Source organism: Xanthobacter sp. SG618 (assembly GCF_012932745.1).
Taxonomy (GTDB): domain Bacteria; phylum Pseudomonadota; class Alphaproteobacteria; order Rhizobiales; family Xanthobacteraceae; genus Xanthobacter; species Xanthobacter flavus.
The window spans coordinates 244861-263155 of the sequence record NZ_JABBHL010000001.1 but is presented as its reverse complement, the minus strand read 5'-3'; the positions used below and the strand labels follow the sequence as shown (position 1 = coordinate 263155).

Genomic DNA, 18295 nt, shown 5'->3' with positions numbered 1-18295 from the left:
GCACCTATGATTCCGGCACGGGCTCTGGGCGATTCGGTCGAACGAGGCGGGAGAGAAGGTGGGCGACGCGCGCGAGACGGAGAAAGCTCCGGACGCCTTCCGGACCATCAGCGAGGTCGCGGACGAGCTTGAGCTCCCGCAGCACGTCCTGCGCTTCTGGGAAAGCCGCTTCACCCAGATCAAGCCGGTGAAGCGCGCCGGCGGCCGGCGATTCTACCGGCCGGAGGACGTGGACCTCCTGCGCGGCATCCGCCACCTGCTCTACACCGACGGCTTCACCATCAAGGGCGCCCAGCGCGTGCTGAAGGACCAGGGCGTGCGCTACGTCCAGGATCTCGGTATCGAGCGCGAGGTGGCGTCCATGCGCTCCGCGCGTCCGGCCCGCGCCGCCGGCGGGGAGGGCGTCACATTCGGCGGCCTGCTCGGCCTGCTGCCGCGCCGGCGCGGCAAGGGGCGGGGAGGGGAGGAGGATGTCCTTCCCGAGCTGCCCGAAAGCGCCGAGCTGCCACTGCCCTTCCCCGATGCCGAGGCCGACCGGGATCTGGCCTCCGAACCGACCGCCCCCCCGAGGCCGCTGCGTGAAGGCAGCGGCCGTGGCGGCCGGGCGGAGCGACTCGATCCCGCCTTCGATGCCCCGCAGCGGGAAATGCCCCTTCGCCATCAGCCGCTTCGCGACGAACCCGGCATCGCCGCCTCAAGCCGCCCCGTTGACCGCGGCGAAGCGGAGACGGAGCGCCGTCGCCCCGACGAGACCGACCGCCGTGGACCGGGCGCCGGCCGTCGCGAGCCGTCCTTCGGGACCGCCCGGGACGACATGGACGAGCTTCCGCCCCGGCGCCCGGCACAGCGACCCGAGGCGGATCTCGATCACGACACCGCGCCGCTGCGCCGCCGCGATCCGGGACTGGAGCCGAGGCTGGACCCGCGCGCTGCCGATCTGACGGCGCGCGCCGACGCTTCCCATGCGGACCTGGATGTGGATGAGGGCAGGGGCCGCCGGGCGGAGCTGGCTCCGCCGCGACGGGCCGCGCCGGAGGGTCGCCCTGGCGAGCGGCTGGAACCTCAGCTGCGCCCCCTGCAGCGACCGAGCCGCGGGCCGGCGTCGCGCCTTGCCATGCCGGCCGACGATCAGGCGCCCCACTCGCCCGAGCTCGACGACCCGCTGCTGCCCTTCCTGGACGATTTCCCCCCGTCGCCGCAGGTGTCCGAGCCCATTGAGGACCGCATCCGCCGCCTGAAGGCGCAGGACCGGCGTCCGCCCCGGCCGCACGAGCTGCCCGAGCACGAAGCCCGGCATGCTGTCCCGCACGCGCCGGAGCCGGGCAGGGCCGAACGCGCCGCCCCCGCGCGCCACGAGCCGGAGGATGAGGCGGGTCCGCCCGAGGACTTCATTCCGCGCCGCGCCCGCCGCGCCCCTGCCGAAAGCCGGGACTGGCTGGAAGCCGAGCCGCAACACCCGCGCGAGCGGGACGCGCGCGACGGCCGGCTGCTGCGTGATGGCGACTGGCGCCAGACCGATTGGGTGGAAAGCACCACCGGCGAGTCGGAAGCCGAGGAAGCGGGCTGGGACGAGCGCGAGCGCGGCGGGCGCGTCGACGCCCGGCGGGATGCCGGCTGGCAGGATGAGGACTGGCGGGACGAAGGACGCTGGGCAGACGACGCCCCGCCCGAACCGCCGCATGAACCCTATGCCCCCTCGGGCCGCCCGGCGGATGAGCCATGGCCTCAGGCCGCGCCGCTGCCGGCGGACATGCCTGCCCCTTACCGACCGGCCCCGAGGGCCGCCGAGCCGGAGTATTCCATGAACGATCAGGATCGGCCCCAAGATCGGTCCGAAGATCGGCCCTACGATCGTTTCGGCGATCGGCCATCGGACCGGCGCGCCTTCGAGCGCCCCGCAGATCGTCCGCGCCGGCCGGACCCCCGCGCAGGCGAGGCGCGGCGCGAGCCGCCCATGGGGGTCGCCCCGTCCCATGCGCTGCGCGGAGAGGCGGAACGCCCCGCGCAGCGTGAGCCCTACCCGGCGGAAACCTATGGTCCCGGCGAAGTCTCGGCCCGCCTGCCCCGGTCACCGGGAAGCTGGCAGGGCGAGGCCATGCGCCGCGCGATCGATGAGGAATGGGGCGAGGGCGCCCCGCAGGCCCTTCCCCGCGCCACGCGCGTCGGACCGCTCATTGGCCCGATCAGCGAGGAAGGCGAGAGCGGTTTTCCGATGCCGGAGGCTGAGCAGCGGCTTCTGGCCGAGCGCATGGCCAGCCGTGGCCTGGCGCCCCAGCCGGCCGCAGCCGCGCCGGCCCATGCGGCCCCCGTTCAGCCGGCGCGACCGGCAGCTGAGCGGACCTGGGCAGGGCCGAGCGTGCCGGCGGAGGAAGCTGCCGCCCGCCCGCAGGCGGAGCCGAGCCAGCGGCTGCCGCGTGAGCCTTTGCGTCCCGGCCCGCCGGAGCAATATCTGCCGCCGCATCTGCGGTCGGAGCCGCGTGTGGTGGGCCAGCCGCCCATGGCGGCCCCGGTGCTCTCACGCGACGACGTGCACCGCATGCAGTCCGCACTCTATGAGCTGGGCGAATGCCGTCGACTGATGGAAGGCCTGACCGGCCGGCGTGGCGAAGCCAGGACCGCCGACTGAGCAGCGCATCGCTGCCTGATTAGGGAGCGCCGGGCGCAAGCCGATCCCGGCGCACGCCCAGCCTCTTTTATCGCGCTCGCCCGATCAGTCGATGACGGCGAGGGAGACGCGGGTTACGCCCGAGCCGGTAAAGCCGAGCTCCGACGCTGCGGCCTTGGACACGTCGATCACCCGGCCACGGACGAACGGTCCGCGATCATTGATGCGGACGACGACGGTCTTTCCATTACGGAGATTGGTGACACGCACCTTGGTGCCGAAGGGCAGGGAACGATGGGCGGCCGTGTAGGCCGTCGGGTTGAAACGTTCACCACTCGCGGTGCTGCGGCCTTGCCAATAGTAGGAGGCGATGCCGGTGGAGGTGTCCGCGTTCGCCAGGCTCGGAGCGGCCATGGCGGCCGACAGGGACAGGGCGGCGCAGGACAGGACCACGCGTATCTTCATCCGTTCAATCTTCCGTGTTGTTGAGGAAGATCGCCGAATGACCGCGCAATCCGGCCACATTGACACCATTCGCCGGCGAAAGAGTGACGATTCGTTCTCCTTTGCCACAATCTTGCCGCGATACGACGCCGAAAAGCGCAGCCTAAGGTGGTATCTTTGTCCCGCTCGAATGATCCCTGGGGAGAGCGGCGTGCGCTTTGCACATTCGGTTCCGGAGGGGCTTGTCGGGGCCCCGGTGATGGTCTAAGCCTCCCCTCCACGTCGGAGCGTAGCGCAGCCCGGTTAGCGCACTAGTCTGGGGGACTAGGGGTCGGAGGTTCAAATCCTCTCGCTCCGACCATTCCATCCCGGCATCCGCAACAGCCCTTCCTTTGCTCGATCGGTGCGGTGCTTGGCCTATGCCGCCTTCAGGCGCGGCTTCATTCTTCCCATCGTCAATCCTACGCTTTGCCGGAGGCGGACCGTCGCTGTGTGCGGCGGATGCTTGCGGCTGCCCTCTGGCCGTACGCCCCGACGCTCATCTGATGCATCACGCGAATCGCGATTCGCATCCCCCTGCGCTTGCAGAATTTTTTAGCCGCGTCTCGCCTGATGCATGAGGGCCGTTGAGTGGCCCGACCGGAAGGCGTGGCGCTTCAAGCCCCTTTCAGTCGCGATGAATGGGTTGTCGATGACGGCCCGCCGGTGTGACTCCAGGCGCGAATTGGAGCACCCTGCGGCGGATTCTGCGGCGGGGCGTCCCGACCGCACGGAGAGCGACGATGCCCCCCTCCACCGAGTCCGCCACACTCACCTTCACCATTCTCGGCTGCGGCTCGTCGGGCGGCGTTCCGCGGGTGGGGCAGGGGTGGGGCGCCTGCGATCCCGCCAATCCGCGCAATCGCCGCCGCCGGTGCTCCATGCTGGTGGAGCGAGTCGGGCCGAACGGGAAAACCAGCGTCCTCGTCGATGCTTCGCCGGACCTGCGGGAGCAGTTGCTCGGCGTGAACGTCACCCATCTCGACGCTGTCCTGTTCACCCACGAGCACGCCGACCACACCCACGGCATCGATGATCTGCGGCCGCTCGCCATCCACAACCGCAAGCGCGTCGAGATCTATGCGGATGAAGATACCGCCTGCATCCTGCATCAACGCTTCGGCTATTGCTTCGCCACGCCGCCGGGCAGCGCTTATCCACCCATCCTGAACGACCACCGGTTCAGGGAGGGCCGTGAGATCGTCATCGATGGCGCCGGCGGCCCGATCACGGCGCTGCCGTTCCGCCAGCGGCATGGCGATATCGACGCCTTCGGCTTCCGGTTCGACGGCGTCGCCTACTCAAGCGACGTGAACGGGTTTCCCGAGAACAGCCTTGGGCATCTGCACAATCTCGACATCTGGATCATCGACGCCCTGCGCGAGGCGCCTCATCCCTCGCATTTCACGGTTCAGGAAGCGCTGGACCATGTGGCACTGCTCAAGCCCAATCTCGCGATCCTGACCAACCTGCACACGGACCTCGATTATTCCGCCTTGGCGGCGCGCCTGCCGGAGGGGGTGATTCCTGCCTATGACGGCATGCAGTTCACGTCAGACATCCGGAGCGGCGCAGCCCTCCATGAGCAGACCGGAGCGGCGGGCTAGCTCTCGGGGCGATTCGGGTTTCGCTTTTGAAGTCTCACCTAAGCTGCTGTCGTAGATAGATAAATTTGTGAATTTTGGCGCTACCGAATCCTGGTGCGCGGCGGAGCGAGTGTTGCCCCTCCTTCTCTTAATTCCATAATATCTCTTCTGCGATTCACTCGTGCAGGGCTCCATCAGCACCCGCCTCACGCGTGCTGCACCTTCAGATCGACCAGCGGCGTGCCGTCGAGGCAGTCGAGGCCGCGCACCATCACCTTGAGCCCCTCCACGCCCACGAGCGTCACCACCGAGGATGCGATGGGGTTCGGCCGCACGGGAGAGCGCAGCGCAAAGGTGCCGCGGGTGGCGCCCTCGCGTGGGCTCTGGAGCACGAGGTCGCGGCGCGCCCGGTCCATCCAGTAGAGCACCTGAAGGCGCGGACACTCGGCGACGCCCGTCAGGGCATCCGCCCAGCGCGCATCGATCTCCAGGGTGCAGACCGGCCCCTCCTCCGGGTCACCCCGGCGCGGACAGGTGCCGCGCACCGTCCAGGGCGTGCGGATGCGGCCGATGAAATAGAGGCCCGCGTCGAAACGCTCCGGCAGCGCGACGCTAGTCTCGCCGGGCCGGATGTCGTCGTCGATGGGGCCGGCGGGGGCGATCTCGATCATGGGCGGGAATCCGTTTGGACGCCGATAACATAGGCGTCGCGGTCCCGTGCTCAAAGGCGGCATCGGGCGCAGTCGCGCGCGGCGTGCCCGCGCATTAGGATGGCCGCCCATCCCTCCGGAGCCCCCCCATGCAGCCCTCCCGCGACATTGCGCGCCTCATCGAGATCATGGCGGCCCTGCGCACGCCGGGCACCGGTTGCCCGTGGGATCTGGAGCAGACCTTCGCGACCATTGCGCCCTATACGCTGGAAGAGGCCTATGAGGTGGCCGATGCCATCGCCCGCGCCGATTTGCCGGACCTGAAGGAGGAACTGGGCGACCTGCTGCTGCAGGTTGTCTTCCACGCCCGTCTGGCGGAGGAGGAAGGCGCCTTCGCATTCCCCGATGTGGTGGAGGCCATCACCACCAAGCTGGTTCGGCGGCACCCCCATGTGTTCGGCGATGCCCGCGATCTGTCGCCGGAGGCGGTGAAGGGGATGTGGGCCGAGATCAAGGCGCAGGAAAAGGCCGAGCGCGCCGCCGCCCGCGCGGTTGCCGGGCTGGCGCCGGAGGAGGGAGGAAAGGGCACCCTCTCGGGCGTCGCCCTGCCCCTCCCTGCCCTCACCCGCGCGTTGAAGCTTCAGGAGAAAGCAAGCCGCGTGGGCTTCGACTGGAATGATGCGCGGCAGGTGCTGGCCAAGATCCGCGAGGAGACGGAGGAAGTCTCGCAGGCCCTCGACGTCGGCGGTACCGAGGCCATACGCGACGAGATCGGCGACCTGCTGTTCGCCGTGGTGAACCTCGCCCGCCATGCGGACGTCGATCCCGAGACAGCGCTGCGCGGCACCAATGAAAAGTTCACCCGGCGCTTCGGCCATGTGGAGATGCAACTCGCGGCGGACGGCCGCCGGCCGAACGATGCCAGCCTCGACGAGATGGAAGCCCTCTGGCAGGACGCCAAGCGCCTCGAAAAGCGGAGCGAGCGCGCGGCCGAATAGGCGCCGCGCGCCGCCCTACATCGTGTGAACCCGCCGGACGCCGAAGCGGCGGGTGACAAGGCCGGCGCGCTCCGGCGGGATGCGCAGGGCGACCTGCAGCACGCCGTCCTCGCCTGTGGTGCGCTCCAGCACTTCGCCGTGGCGGTAGAGCCAGCCGAGCCCTTCGCCATCCTCCGCCGCGAGCGTGACGGAGAGAGTCACGCGCCCGGAGGTGATGCGGCGCTCGATGACGCCCAGCAGGTCGTCCGTCCCCTCCCCGGTCAGGGCCGAAACGGCTACGGGCGCCCCGGCACCGGCGCGGAGCGTCTGGTTCTGCACCTGCTCGCGCGCCTCGGGCGAAAGCCGGTCGATCTTGTTCCACACCTCGATGACCCGGCCGCCATCCTTGACCTCGACGCCGAGGTCTTCGAGCACATCGGCCACATCCGCTGCCTGCGCTTCGGTGTCGGGGTGGGAGATGTCGCGCACGTGCAGGATCAGGTCCGCCTCCAGCACCTCTTCCAGCGTGGCGCGGAAGGCGGCGACCAGTTGGGTCGGCAGTTCGGAGATGAAGCCCACCGTGTCGGAGAGGATGATGCGGGTGCCATGCGGCAGGTCCACCGCCCGAAGGGTCGGATCCAGCGTGGCGAACAGCAGGTCCTTGGCCATCACCTCGGCGCGGGTGAGCCGGTTGAACAGCGTTGACTTGCCGGCGTTGGTGTAGCCCACCAGCGCAACGATGGGATAGGGCACCCTCTTGCGGCTCGCCCGGTGCAGGCCGCGGGTGCGCTTCACCTGCTCCAGCTCCTTCTCGATACGCACGATGCGCTCGCCGATGAGCCGGCGATCCGCCTCGATCTGCGTCTCGCCGGGGCCGCCAAGGAAGCCGAAGCCGCCGCGCTGGCGTTCGAGATGGGTCCAGGAGCGCACCAGCCGGGAGCGCTGGTAGTTGAGGTGGGCAAGCTCCACCTGCAGCGCGCCTTCCTTGGTGCGGGCGCGCATACCGAAGATTTCGAGGATCAGCGCAGTGCGGTCGACCACCTTGGTGGACCAGGCCTTCTCCAGATTGCGCTGCTGCACGGGGGACAAAGCGGCATCGAAGAAGACCAGATCCACATGCTCGGCCTTCACCACGTCCGCCAGCTCTTCCACCTTGCCGGTGCCGAGATAGGTCGCGGGGCGAATTTCCGAGAGGGAGACAAGGCCGGAGAAGACGACGTCCAACTCGATGGCGGCGGCAAGGCCCACGGCCTCGTCCAGCCGCGCCTCGGGACTGCGCCGTTCCGGCGCGCCTCCCCTGCCCCGCCGGCTGACCACCGGAGTGACGACAGCACAACGCACGGCCGGCGCGCGGCGGTCGATGCCGCCGCGCGTAGGCTGTTGCGTCATGTCGGATGTGGGGCTGTCGGGATCCATGCCCGATTCGGGCAGCAGCGCCTCGTCCTCACCGGGGATCACAATGTCCTCCCCGGAGTCGATGGCGCCTTCAACCTTGCGGCCTGCGAGCTTCGACGCCGCAGTCTTCGACTTTGCGCGTCCGCCCGCTTTCTTCCCGCTTTGATGCTCCACGCTTACGCCTTTTCTCCCCCATCGTCCGTGGGATCGAACAACTGGACCGGGTGACCCGGCATGATGGTGGAAATGGCGTGCTTGTAAACCAGCTGGGAATGCCCGTCCCGGCGCAGGAGCACGCAGAAATTATCGAACCAGGTAACGACGCCCTGCAATTTCACCCCGTTCACCAGGAAAATCGTGAGGGGAGTCTTGTTCTTGCGGACGTGATTGAGAAAAGTGTCTTGGAGATTTTGTGTCCGTTCCGCCGCCATTTTCGTATCCATTGTTTCGGCGTTGAGGCCCACGGGCAAGCGCACGTATGGAGTGTACACCCCCGTGAGAGTTGGGCTGCTAGAATGGCACAGCCCCATGGCGGCGCAATATTATTTTGCTCCGCAACATGATCCGCTCTGGGGCAAACTCACGCGACTTCCGAAAAGTCGTGGAATTTCAATCGCAAAGCCGTGGCAACGGGGCCGGGGACACCGGTTCCCACAGGTGTGCCGTCGATTATCACGACCGGCATGATGACCGTGGTCGCGGCCGAGATGAAGGCCTCGTCGGCCGCGTGGGCCTCCGCCACCGTGAACGGTCGCTCCTCGATCTTATAGCCAAGGTCCGCCGCCACCTCGAACGCCACGGTGCGGGTGATTCCCCTGAGGATGCCGCTGTCTGCCGGGCGCGTGACGATGGTGCGGTCGGCGGTCACGATCCAGGCGTTGGTGGAGGCGCCCTCGGTTACATAACCGTCGGCATCGACGAACCATGCCTCGCGCGCGCCGGCCTCCTTCGCCATCTGCTTGGCGAGCACGTTCGGCAGCAGGGAAACGCTCTTGATGTCGACGCGCGGCCAGCGATTCTCCGGCACGGTGATGACGGCAACCCCCTTGCGCGCCAGCGCCTCCTGCGCCTCCCGGTCCGTGCGGCGGGCGGTGACGACCACGGAAGGGACGGTGTCCAGCGCCGGAAAGGCGTGGTCCCGCCGCGCGACGCCGCGCGTCACCTGCAGATAGACCATGCCGTTGCGCACGCCGTTGCGCCGCACCACCTCGCGGAGCACGGCGGATAGCGCCGCCCGTGACATGGGCGCTGCAATGAACAGCTCCCGCAGGGAGCGATCCAGCCGGTCGAGATGGCGGCGTTCATCCACCAGCCGGCCGCCGAGCACTTCGCAGACCTCATAGACGCCATCGGCGAATTGATAGCCGCGATCCTCCACATGCACGCTGGCGTCGCGGTGGGGGAGATAGCGTCCGTTGACGTAGGCGATGCGCGACATGACTGCGTCGGCCCTCAGGTGCGCCAGATGGCGAGATGGATGAAGACGAAAAGCCCGATAATCTCCAGCCGCCCCGCGACCATGCCGATGCCGGCGACCAGCACCGAGCCCCACGGCAGGGAGGAGATCGCGGGCCAGCCGCCGCCGGCGGCGTCGTAGACCGGGCCGGTATTGGTGACGACAGCGGCGGCCGCCGCCAGCGCGGCATCGAGCGAGGGCAAACCGGGGCTCAGCGCGATCACGCACAGGCCATACAGGAAAGCGAGGCTCGCCGCCCCCGCCCAGACGCCCCGCATGGCCGAGCCGACACCGCCCTCCAGAGCCGAGGGCAGGACGATGTGCGGATAGACGAGGCGCAGGAGATCGCCCCGCGTCCGCAGCAGGATGGCGCGCAGCCGCAGCATCTTCAGCCCGCCCGCCACCGACAGCGCCCCGCCGCCCAGCAGCACCACAAGGATGACGAGGCCGAGCGGCAGGTTGGCATAGGTGCCTTCGTGCGGGCCGATGCCGCTGGTGGAGATCAACGAGGCGGCGGTGAACAGGCCGTCGCGCACCGCGTCCACCGACGACATCTCGTCGGTCCGGAACAGCAGGGCTCCGAGGATGATGCCGAGTACCACCCACCAGCCAATGATGACGAGGCTTTCCACCTGCTCCGGCGCGGCATTGATGCGGCGGGTGATCAGCGCCCGGTGCCAGCGCACGCTGGTGGCGCTGAAGATGAGGAAGGGCAGCAGCAGCCACTTGGGCGTCTCGTCCAGCGCCAGCGCCAGCTGGGCCTCCGGCGGCAGGTGCGCGCCGGCCGAGACCACGGCGGTCGCAAGCGTGAAGGCCACATAGATGGTTTCGCCCGAGGCCAGCAGCACGAGCATGGCCAGCGCGGTCGCCCCGAGATAGGTGGGGGCGATCTCGCGCAGCACCCGCACCAGGTCCACCACATCGAGCGCGGAGCCGCCCCGCGGGGTACGGTCGGGCAGGCCGCCAAGGCCCGCCGGCGCCAGCACGGCGACCGCGGTGACTACGGTCAAGAGACCGCCGGCCCATTGCAGCAGGCCGAGGAAGACGTAGAGGCTCGCCGGCCCCTGATGGAGCGCGGTGAGGCCGGTGGCGGTGAAGGCGGAGAGCGCCTCGAACCAGGCCTGAAGCGGCGACAGGCCGGAGACGACGGCCACCGCCGGCGTCGCCATCAGCGGCAGCACCAGCCACATGCAGGCCACCAAAGCCACGGCGCCTGACCGCGTCAGGCGCATCTCCAGCCCGTGGGTGGTGAAGCGGAGCAGGCCGGCGAGGAACAGGCAGAAGCCGGACGTGGCGAGCCAAACGGCCACCGGCCCCGTGCCGGTGCGCGCGGCAACCGCCATCGGCAGGAGCGCGAACGCCCCGATGGCGGCGATGCCGGCGGCAAGCGGGCGGGCGGCGTTGGCCATGGGTCGGGAACCTTGAGGTCGGTTCAGAAGAATTCGAGGGCCACGCGGAACAGCTGCTCCACGCGCTTGATGCGATCGGCGAGGGCGAACAGCACCACCCGGTCGTGGGCGCGGACGACGAAATCGCCGCGCGGCAGCAGCACCTGCCCGTTGCGCACCACGGCACCGATGCGCAGCCCGTCCAGCAGGCCGAGATCGCGCAGAGGCTTACCCACCAGCGGCGAGGTTTCCAGCGCCTCCGCCTCGATCATCTCGCCCGAACCGTCGAGCAGCGCATGGACGCCGCGGATGCGCCCGCGCCGCACGTGCTGGAGCACCTTGGAGACGGTGATCTGGCGCGGATTCACATGGGCGTCGATGCCGAGGCCGCGGGCGAAGGTGGCGTAGCCCTGCTCGTTGAGCAGCGCCAAAATGCGCTTCGCCCCCACCTGCTTGGAGAGCAGGCACGAGAGGATGTTGATCCGATCGTCATTGGTGAGGGCGATCATGGTGTCCGCCTCCCCCACGCCCGCCTCGTCGAGGATGGCCCGTTCCAGCGCGTCGCCATTCAGCACGACGGTGCGGCGCAGTTCCTCGGCGATGGCCTGAGAGCGCTCGCGCGAGGACTCGATCAGCTTCACGCGGGCGGCCGCGTTGCGCTTCTCCAGCTCGTTCGCGACGTAGTAGCCGATGTTGCCGCCGCCGGCGATGACGATGCGCTGGGCCGGCACCTCGTCGTGGCCGAACAGGGAGAGCGTGCGCTGCACGTGGTCGGCCTGGGCGACGAAATAGACGAGGTCACCGGTGAGAAGCTGGTCGTTGGAGCGCGGCACGAAGCTGCGCCCGCCCCGGCTCACCGCGACGATGGTCGCCTGGATGTCCGGGAAAAGCTCGGTCAGCTGCTTCAGCGGCGTGTCCACCACCGGGCAATCCTCGGTGCAGGAGACGCCGACGATCACCACCGCCCCGTCCGAGAAGCTCACCGTATCGGAAGCACCGGGCAAGGAGAGGCGGCGCAGCACCATCTCGCCCACCTCCACCTCGGGGGAGATGATGACGTCGATGGGCAGTTGGTCACGGGAGAACAGGTCGCGCCATTCGGGGGCGAGATAGGTCTGGGCGCGGATGCGGGCGAGCTTGGTCGGCACGTTGAACAGCGCGTGGCCCACCTGGCAGGCCACCATGTTCACCTCGTCGTGGAGGGTCACGGCGATGAGCATGTCCGCCTGCTCGATGCCCGCGCGGGCGAGCACGTCCGGATGGGACCCCTGCCCCACCACGCCGCGCACGTCGAGCTGTTCCGTCACCATCTGGATGCGGCGCGGGGACGTGTCGATGATGGACACGTCGTTCTGCTCACCGGCGAGGCGCTCGGCAATGCCGAACCCCACCTGGCCCGCGCCGCAGATCACGACCTTCATGAACCCTCCCCCCGGCGCCCGGCCACCTCGGATCAGCGGACCGAACGCACCGATGCAGCCCCCTTTTCGGGCACCCCGTCAACCCGCCCCGGTCACGTCCGGGGACCTTCACCCTACGCCGAGAGCCTTAAGCTTTCGATGAAGGGCCGAGCGCTCCATGCCGACGAATTCGGCAGTCCGCGAGATGTTGCCGCCGAAACGGTTGATCTGGGCGGCGAGATATTCACGCTCGAACACCTCGCGCGCCTCGCGCAGCGGCAGGCCCATGAGATGCTCGCCGCCATTGCCGTTGGGAAGCGTGGGCACCAGCGCGCCCACGTCCGGCGGCAGCATGGCGGCGGTGATGGTCGCCTCCGGGTCGCCACCGGCGAGAATGAGCAGCCGCTCCACGTTGTTGCGCAGCTGGCGCACGTTGCCCGGCCAGTCGTGGGATTGCAGCACCGCCATGGCGTCCTCGCCGATGGGCCGGCGCGGCAGGCCGGTGGTCTGGGAGATGCTGTCGAGGAAGAAGTCCACGAGGTCGGGAATGTCCTCGCGCCGCTCGGCCAGCGGAGGCACGCGGATCGGCACCACCGACAGGCGGTGGTAGAGGTCCTCGCGGAAGCGCCCCTTGGCGATCTCCTCCTCCAGGTTGCGCCCGGTGGAGGAGATGATGCGCACGTCCACGGTCACCTTGTCGTTGGAGCCGACGCGGGTGAAGGTCTGCTCCACGAGCACGCGCAACACGCGGTTCTGCGTCTCGCGCGGCATGTCGGCGATCTCGTCGAGGAACAGCGTGCCGCCGTGCGCCTCTTCGAGCGCTCCGCGCTTCTGCTCCCGCCCCTCCCCTTCCGCGACGCCGAACAGCTCGAACTCCAGCCGCTCCGGCGTCATGGCGGCGGAATTGAGCACCACGAACGGGCCCTGCGCGCGACCGGACACGCTGTGGATGAGGCGGGCGGTGAGTTCCTTGCCCGAGCCGGAGGGGCCGACGATGAGAATGCGGCTGTTGGTGGGCCCGACGCGCTCGATGGTCCCCTTCAGCTGCTGGATCGCGCTGGAGCGGCCGATGAGGATGCGTCCATGCGGCGTAAGCTGCTTCAGCTCCTTCAGCTCGCGCTTGAGGCGCAGGGTCTCCAGCGCCCGCTCGGTGACCATCACCAGGCGGTCGGCGTTGAACGGCTTCTCGATGAAGTCGTAGGCGCCGCGCTTGATGGCGGCGACTGCGGTCTCGATGTTGCCGTGGCCGGAGATCATCACCACCGGCAGGTCCGGATGCTGCGACTTGATCTCGTTGAGCAGTTCCAGGCCATCAAGGCGGCTGCCCTGCAGCCAGATGTCGAGGAACACAAGATTCGGCCTGCGCGTGGCGATGGCGCCGAGCGCGCCGTCGGCATCCCGGGCGGTTCGGGCGGAATAGCCCTCGTCTTCCAGAATGCCGGCGACCAGCTCGCCGATATCGGCTTCATCGTCGACAATGAGGATGTCCATGGCCATGGATCAGGCCCTCCCTGCTTGAGGGACCGGTTGCGCCCCGCCCGCGCCGGCCGGTGGTAGACCATCCGCCCGCATGCGGAGCCTGATCCAGGCGCCGCGACCCTCGGGCGAATCGTTGAGTTCAATGCCGCCGCCGTGCTCTTCCATGATCTTGCCGACGATGGCGAGGCCGAGCCCCGTCCCCTTCTCGCGCGTGGTCACATAGGGCTCCAGCAGGCGGCTGCGTTTCTCGCGCGGCAGGCCCGCGCCGTTGTCGATGACGTCGATCAGGAGATCCTCCCCCGCCGCGGTGACGCGGACGCGGATGCGGCCCTTGCCGCGCTCGGCATCCGGGACGGCCTCGATGGCTTCCGCGGCGTTCTTGAGAATGTTGGTGAGTGCCTGGCTGATGAGCCGGCGGTCGAAGCGGGCCGGCTGCGCGGCGGGCAGCTCGGCCTCGAAGGTGACGTCGGGGTGTCCGACCCGCATGAGGAACACCGCCTGCCGGACGGTCTCGGCAAGATCCTGGGCATCCACCACGGGCTTGGGCATCCGGGCGAAGGAGGAAAATTCGTCGACCATGCGGCCGATGTCGCCCACCTGCCGGATGATGGTGTCCGTGCACTGGTCGAACACATCGCGATCCTGGGTGATGTGGCGGCCATACTTGCGCTTCAGCCGCTCGGCCGAGAGCTGGATGGGGGTGAGCGGGTTCTTGATCTCGTGGGCGATGCGCCGCGCCACGTCCGCCCATGCGGAGGTGCGCTGCGCGGTGATGAGGGCGGTGATGTCGTCGAGGGTCACCACCCAGCCATGGGCCTCGGCCCCCGACTGCTCGGTGGTGACGCGCATGGCGAAGACTCGCTCGCGGCCGTCGCGCTGGACGGTGATGTTGCCCTGCACCGCCCGCTGTCCGGCGCCGCGGGCCTCTTCAAGCAAGGCCGCGGTCTCGGGCACCACCTCGGCGAGCGGCCGGCCGAGCCCCTCGGCCTCGGTCACGCCGAGAAGACGCTCGGCCGAGAGGTTGAGGATGGTGACGCGCGCATCGGCATCGATGCCGATCACGCCCGCGCCGACGCCGGAGAGCACCGCCTCGGTGAAGCGGCGGCGGCTGTCCATCTGGTCGCGGGCGCTGACGAGGGCGTTGCGCTGGGTCTTCAACTCGCCGGTCATCTTGTTGAAGGTCTCGCCGAGGGTGGCGAGATCGCCCTCGGCGCGGTTCACCGGCACCTGGATGTCGAGATTGCCCTTGGCCACGCGATCCGCCGCCCACATCAGCCGGCGGATGGGCGCCACCAGCCATTTGGAGAAGGTGACGCCGAGCCACACCGCCGACAGCAGGACGATCAGCGTGACGATAGAATACATGGCGGCGAAGGCCAGCTGCACGCTGAAGCGCCGCTGCTCCAGCGCGCGATAGTCGGCCAGCGTGTCGCTCGTCACCTTCAGGTAGCCCAGCACGCGCGGATCGATGGGGCGGGCCACATAGAGGAAGAGATCGTCGAAGCCGGTGAGCGGGACCACGGCGCCCACATAGTCGGCATCCACATAGATGATGGGCTGCTCGGCGGTGGCCTCGTTGATGGCGATGTTGGCGGGGACGAGGAATTCCCGCCCCGTGCGCAGGTTCGCCCGCTCCACCACGGAGAGGTCGCGGTGGATGATCTGGGCGCCCGGCACGTTGCGCAGGGCCGCCTGGGCGGTCAGCACCTGGCGGAACTTGTCGATGTCCGTGTCATAGAGGTTTTTCTGCTGCGACAAATCGTTGGCCATGGCCAACGCGTCGCCGCGGATCGACAGCGCGTGCTCCCGCACATAGGTCTGCGCCACCGAGGAGGCCGAGCCGACGATTTCCTGCGTGCGCTCGGAGAAATAGCGGTCGAGGGTCCGGTCGAGGGTGAAGCTCGCCACCAGCGCCACCACCACGGCCGGCACCACGGCGACGATGGCAAACAGGCCGATGATGCGCACATGGAGGCGCGAGGCTGCACGTCCGCGCGCCCGCGCCTGCCAGATGCGCCAGACCTCACGCCCGATAATGCCGAGCAGCGCGACCGCGGCAACCGCCGATGACGCGAGGGCCGCAATCGTCACCGTCGGCGTCGGAACGATGGAGGTGAGCCCCATGATGACGGCGAAGGTGGCAATCGCCAAAACCAGCGAGAGCACCACCACGACGGGCGCGAACAGGCGGGCGAACAGACTGCGCCGCGGCCTCACGTCTCTTGCGGCGTACCCGACCGGCTCATCGTTCATGTGTGCCTGACCGTCCCAGCGCTACCGGCCGCGCGACGACTCGCGCAGTCCAGAGTGATGCAGTGGAACGACACTGGTGCAAAAATGTGACAGACGCATCCCCCATCCACGGTATTTGTGGCGAGGGCGCAAAAGGCCGGTAGCCGGGTCAGCGAATTCGCCGACCCGTCCGCTCTGTTTGTGGGCCAAGGCGCCGAAGGCGCCCTTCCCTTAAGTGGGCCGGCGAAACGTCACGATCGAATCAGCGCGCGGCGGGCAGCGTGACCGGAATGAAGCCAAAATCCGACAGGGTCTTCTGGCCGGCCGGCGAGAGGATGTACATGGCGAAGTCGGCGGCCGGCAGGGATGCCGTATTGGCGAGCGTCAGCCCGTATTCCGGCCCGACCGCGAGATCACGCGGCAGCGCCACCACCTTGTACCGGCCGGGCTCTGCCTTGCTCATCTCCTGGGTGCCCGAGCAGTAGTAGATCGCCACGTCCGCGCTCTTGTCACCGAGAGCCACGGCCAGCCGGTGGCGGCCGTTGAGCGGCCCGGTGGTCGCCGCGCCGCCGAACACCTGCTGGGCCTTTCCGCTCAAGGTCGCGAAGGCGCCGGGGCGCCGCTTGTCGATCAGCGCGAACAGCTCCCACGTATAGTCGCCGCCCGGATCGGCCTTGGGCGTCGACGTGGCCAAGCGGATGTCCGGCTTCAGCAGGGTCTCGACCAGGGTGCCGGAGGCGAGCGCCGGGCCATCGGCCAGGGCGATAGCGCACAAAGCGTTGCGTGCGAACAGGACACTGTCGCTGGCAAGGCCCTTGTCCGTCAGCGCCTGCGCGTGGGGCAGCGCGGCGGAGGCGAAGATGTCGAAGGCGCCGCCGTTTTCCAGCTCGGTCCTGAGCACCCCGGACGGTCCCCATTTGGGGGAGACGTGATCCTTGGGGTGGCTCCGCCCATAGTCCGCGATCATCGCGTTGAAGGCGCCCGTGAGGCTGCCCGCCGCGACAAGGCGGATATCCTCCGCACGGGAGGTGGCGGCGGAAAGGCAAAGAAAAACAACGGCGCAAATGCGGGCGCGCATGGCAGGGCTCCGAAATGAACAGGCGTATAAGCTATATTCATTCGGATATACCGTGGCCGTCAATAAACCCCGCGGATGGGACACCCGCGGGGCGTGTGCGTCGCCTCAAGACGTGGGGATCACCGCGAGGTGCGGATCACCTGGATATCGAGGTCGCGAATCTTCTTGCGCAACGTGTTGCGGTTCAGCCCGAGCAGTTCCGCCGCCTTGATCTGGTTGCCGCGGGTGGCGGCGAGCGCAGCCGACAGGAGCGGATATTCCACGTCCTTCAAGATGCGGTGATAGAGGCCGGGCGGGGGCAGGTTCTCGCCGAAGCCGGAGAAGTAGGTGTTGAGGTGCCGCTCCACCGAGGCGGCGAGCGTCGCATCCACCGGGCCTTCTTCCGACAGCATGTTCGGCATGGGCTCGGAGAGCTCGGCCTCGATGATGGCAGGGGTGATGACCTCCTGCGGATAGAGCGCGGCGAGGCGGCGGACGAGGTTTTCCAGCTCGCGCACGTTGCCCGGCCAGCGATAGCGCTTGAGCCGGTCTAGGGCGGCGGAATCGATCTGCTTGGCCGGCAGACCTTCACGCTCGGCCTGCAGGAAGAAGTGCCGCACGAGGTCCGGCACGTCCTCGGAGCGCTCGCGCAGGGGCGGCAGGCGCAGGGGCACCACATTCAGGCGGAAGAACAGGTCTTCTCGGAACAGGCCCTGCTGGATGAGCGTGCGCAGATCCTTGTTGGTGGCGGCGATGATGCGCACGTCGGTCTTGATGGGCGTGCGCCCGCCAACCGTCGTGTATTCGCCCTGCTGGAGCACGCGCAGCAGGCGGGTCTGCGCCTCCATCGGCATGTCGCCGATCTCGTCGAGGAACAGCGTGCCGCCCTCGGCCTGCTCGAAGCGGCCGGGGTTGCGGGTGGTGGCGCCGGTGAACGAGCCCTTCTCGTGGCCGAACAGCTCGCTCTCGATGAGGTCGCGCGGGATGGCGGCCATATTGATGGCGACGAACGGCCCGGTGCGGCGCTTGCCGTAATCGTGCAGCGCGCGGGCCACCAGTTCCTTGCCGGTGCCGCTCTCGCCCGCGATCATCACGGTGAGGTCGGTCTGCATCAGGCGGGCGAGGAGGCGATAGATCTCCTGCATGGCGGGCGAGCGGCCCACCAGCGGGATGTTATCCTGCTCCTCGGGGGCGTGGTGGTGGCCGTCGCCCTTCTTCGGCTCGGCCAGCGCCCGGCCCACGATGGAGATCAGCTCCTTCAGGTCGAAGGGCTTCGGCAGATATTCATAGGCCCCGCGCTCGGAGGCGCGGATGGCGGTCATGAAGGTGTTCTGCGCGCTCATGACGATGACCGGCAGATCCGGCCGCGCCTTCTTGATGCGCGGCAGGAGGTCGAAGGCGTTCTCGTCGGGCATCACCACGTCGGTGATGACGAGATCGCCATCGCCCTGGCTCACCCAGCGCCACAGCGTGGCGGCGTTGCCGCAGGAACGCACCTCATATCCCGCGCGCGAGAGCGCCTGGTTGAGCACGGTGCGGATCGCGGCATCGTCGTCGGCGACCAGGATGCTTCCGGATGGCATCGAC

Annotated in this window: 13 protein-coding genes, 1 tRNA gene and 1 pseudogene; 4 read left to right on the top strand and 11 right to left on the bottom strand. The window is 68.6% G+C overall.

What is annotated here, in order from left to right; all coding sequences use genetic code 11:
- Positions 1–58 precede the first annotated feature (58 nt).
- Positions 59–337: pseudogene (locus FHT36_RS24275) on the top strand (MerR family transcriptional regulator); the annotation flags it as partial.
- 2373 nt (positions 338–2710) lie between these two features.
- Here FHT36_RS24275 and FHT36_RS01275 read toward each other — a convergent pair.
- Positions 2711–3070 (bottom strand): septal ring lytic transglycosylase RlpA family protein, encoded by a 360-nt coding sequence (locus FHT36_RS01275; protein ID WP_169120415.1) that lies wholly within the window; start codon positions 3068–3070, stop codon positions 2711–2713.
- Positions 3071–3332: 262 nt separating this feature from the next.
- Here FHT36_RS01275 and FHT36_RS01270 point away from each other — a divergent pair.
- Positions 3333–3410, top strand: a tRNA-Pro gene (locus tag FHT36_RS01270).
- A 421-nt stretch (positions 3411–3831) separates the two neighbouring features.
- Complete coding sequence (locus FHT36_RS01265) at positions 3832–4695, top strand: MBL fold metallo-hydrolase (RefSeq protein ID WP_169120413.1); 864 nt, start codon at positions 3832–3834, stop codon at positions 4693–4695.
- A gap of 185 nt (positions 4696–4880) precedes the next feature.
- On the opposite strand, the gene FHT36_RS01260 is transcribed toward FHT36_RS01265, so the two are convergent.
- Positions 4881–5345 (bottom strand): SAM-dependent methyltransferase, encoded by a 465-nt coding sequence (locus FHT36_RS01260; protein WP_169120411.1) that lies wholly within the window; start codon positions 5343–5345, stop codon positions 4881–4883.
- Between the two features lie 128 nt (positions 5346–5473).
- Between FHT36_RS01260 and mazG the strand changes: the two genes are divergently transcribed.
- Complete coding sequence (gene mazG / locus FHT36_RS01255) at positions 5474–6322, top strand: nucleoside triphosphate pyrophosphohydrolase (RefSeq protein ID WP_169120409.1); 849 nt, start codon at positions 5474–5476, stop codon at positions 6320–6322.
- 15 nt (positions 6323–6337) lie between these two features.
- On the opposite strand, the gene hflX is transcribed toward mazG, so the two are convergent.
- From hflX to ntrC, 9 genes are all read right to left on the bottom strand, one after another.
- A complete protein-coding gene (gene hflX / locus FHT36_RS01250) occupies positions 6338–7690 on the bottom strand; it encodes a GTPase HflX (RefSeq protein ID WP_210257572.1) in 1353 nt (450 codons plus the stop codon).
- A gap of 182 nt (positions 7691–7872) precedes the next feature.
- Positions 7873–8127 carry an RNA chaperone Hfq gene (gene hfq, locus FHT36_RS01245; RefSeq protein WP_024279016.1) on the bottom strand — a complete coding sequence of 85 codons (255 nt, stop codon included), beginning with the start codon at positions 8125–8127 and terminating at the stop codon, positions 7873–7875.
- Positions 8128–8276: 149 nt separating this feature from the next.
- The gene (locus FHT36_RS01240) at positions 8277–9134 is read right to left on the bottom strand and encodes a D-amino-acid transaminase (protein WP_169120407.1); all 858 of its coding nucleotides are present in this window, start codon (positions 9132–9134) and stop codon (positions 8277–8279) included.
- A gap of 14 nt (positions 9135–9148) precedes the next feature.
- Positions 9149–10561 carry a hypothetical protein gene (locus FHT36_RS01235; RefSeq protein ID WP_169120405.1) on the bottom strand — a complete coding sequence of 471 codons (1413 nt, stop codon included), beginning with the start codon at positions 10559–10561 and terminating at the stop codon, positions 9149–9151.
- Between the two features lie 23 nt (positions 10562–10584).
- Positions 10585–11961 carry a Trk system potassium transporter TrkA gene (gene trkA / locus FHT36_RS01230; RefSeq protein WP_169120403.1) on the bottom strand — a complete coding sequence of 459 codons (1377 nt, stop codon included), beginning with the start codon at positions 11959–11961 and terminating at the stop codon, positions 10585–10587.
- A gap of 108 nt (positions 11962–12069) precedes the next feature.
- Positions 12070–13437 (bottom strand): sigma-54 dependent transcriptional regulator, encoded by a 1368-nt coding sequence (locus tag FHT36_RS01225; RefSeq protein WP_169120401.1) that lies wholly within the window; start codon positions 13435–13437, stop codon positions 12070–12072.
- 3 nt (positions 13438–13440) lie between these two features.
- The gene (locus FHT36_RS01220; protein ID WP_169120399.1) at positions 13441–15672 is read right to left on the bottom strand and encodes a PAS domain-containing sensor histidine kinase; all 2232 of its coding nucleotides are present in this window, start codon (positions 15670–15672) and stop codon (positions 13441–13443) included.
- Between the two features lie 241 nt (positions 15673–15913).
- The gene (locus FHT36_RS01215) at positions 15914–16729 is read right to left on the bottom strand and encodes a substrate-binding domain-containing protein (RefSeq protein WP_169120397.1); all 816 of its coding nucleotides are present in this window, start codon (positions 16727–16729) and stop codon (positions 15914–15916) included.
- A 119-nt stretch (positions 16730–16848) separates the two neighbouring features.
- Positions 16849–18291 carry a nitrogen regulation protein NR(I) gene (ntrC, locus tag FHT36_RS01210; protein WP_169120395.1) on the bottom strand — a complete coding sequence of 481 codons (1443 nt, stop codon included), beginning with the start codon at positions 18289–18291 and terminating at the stop codon, positions 16849–16851.
- Positions 18292–18295: the final 4 nt, after the last annotated feature.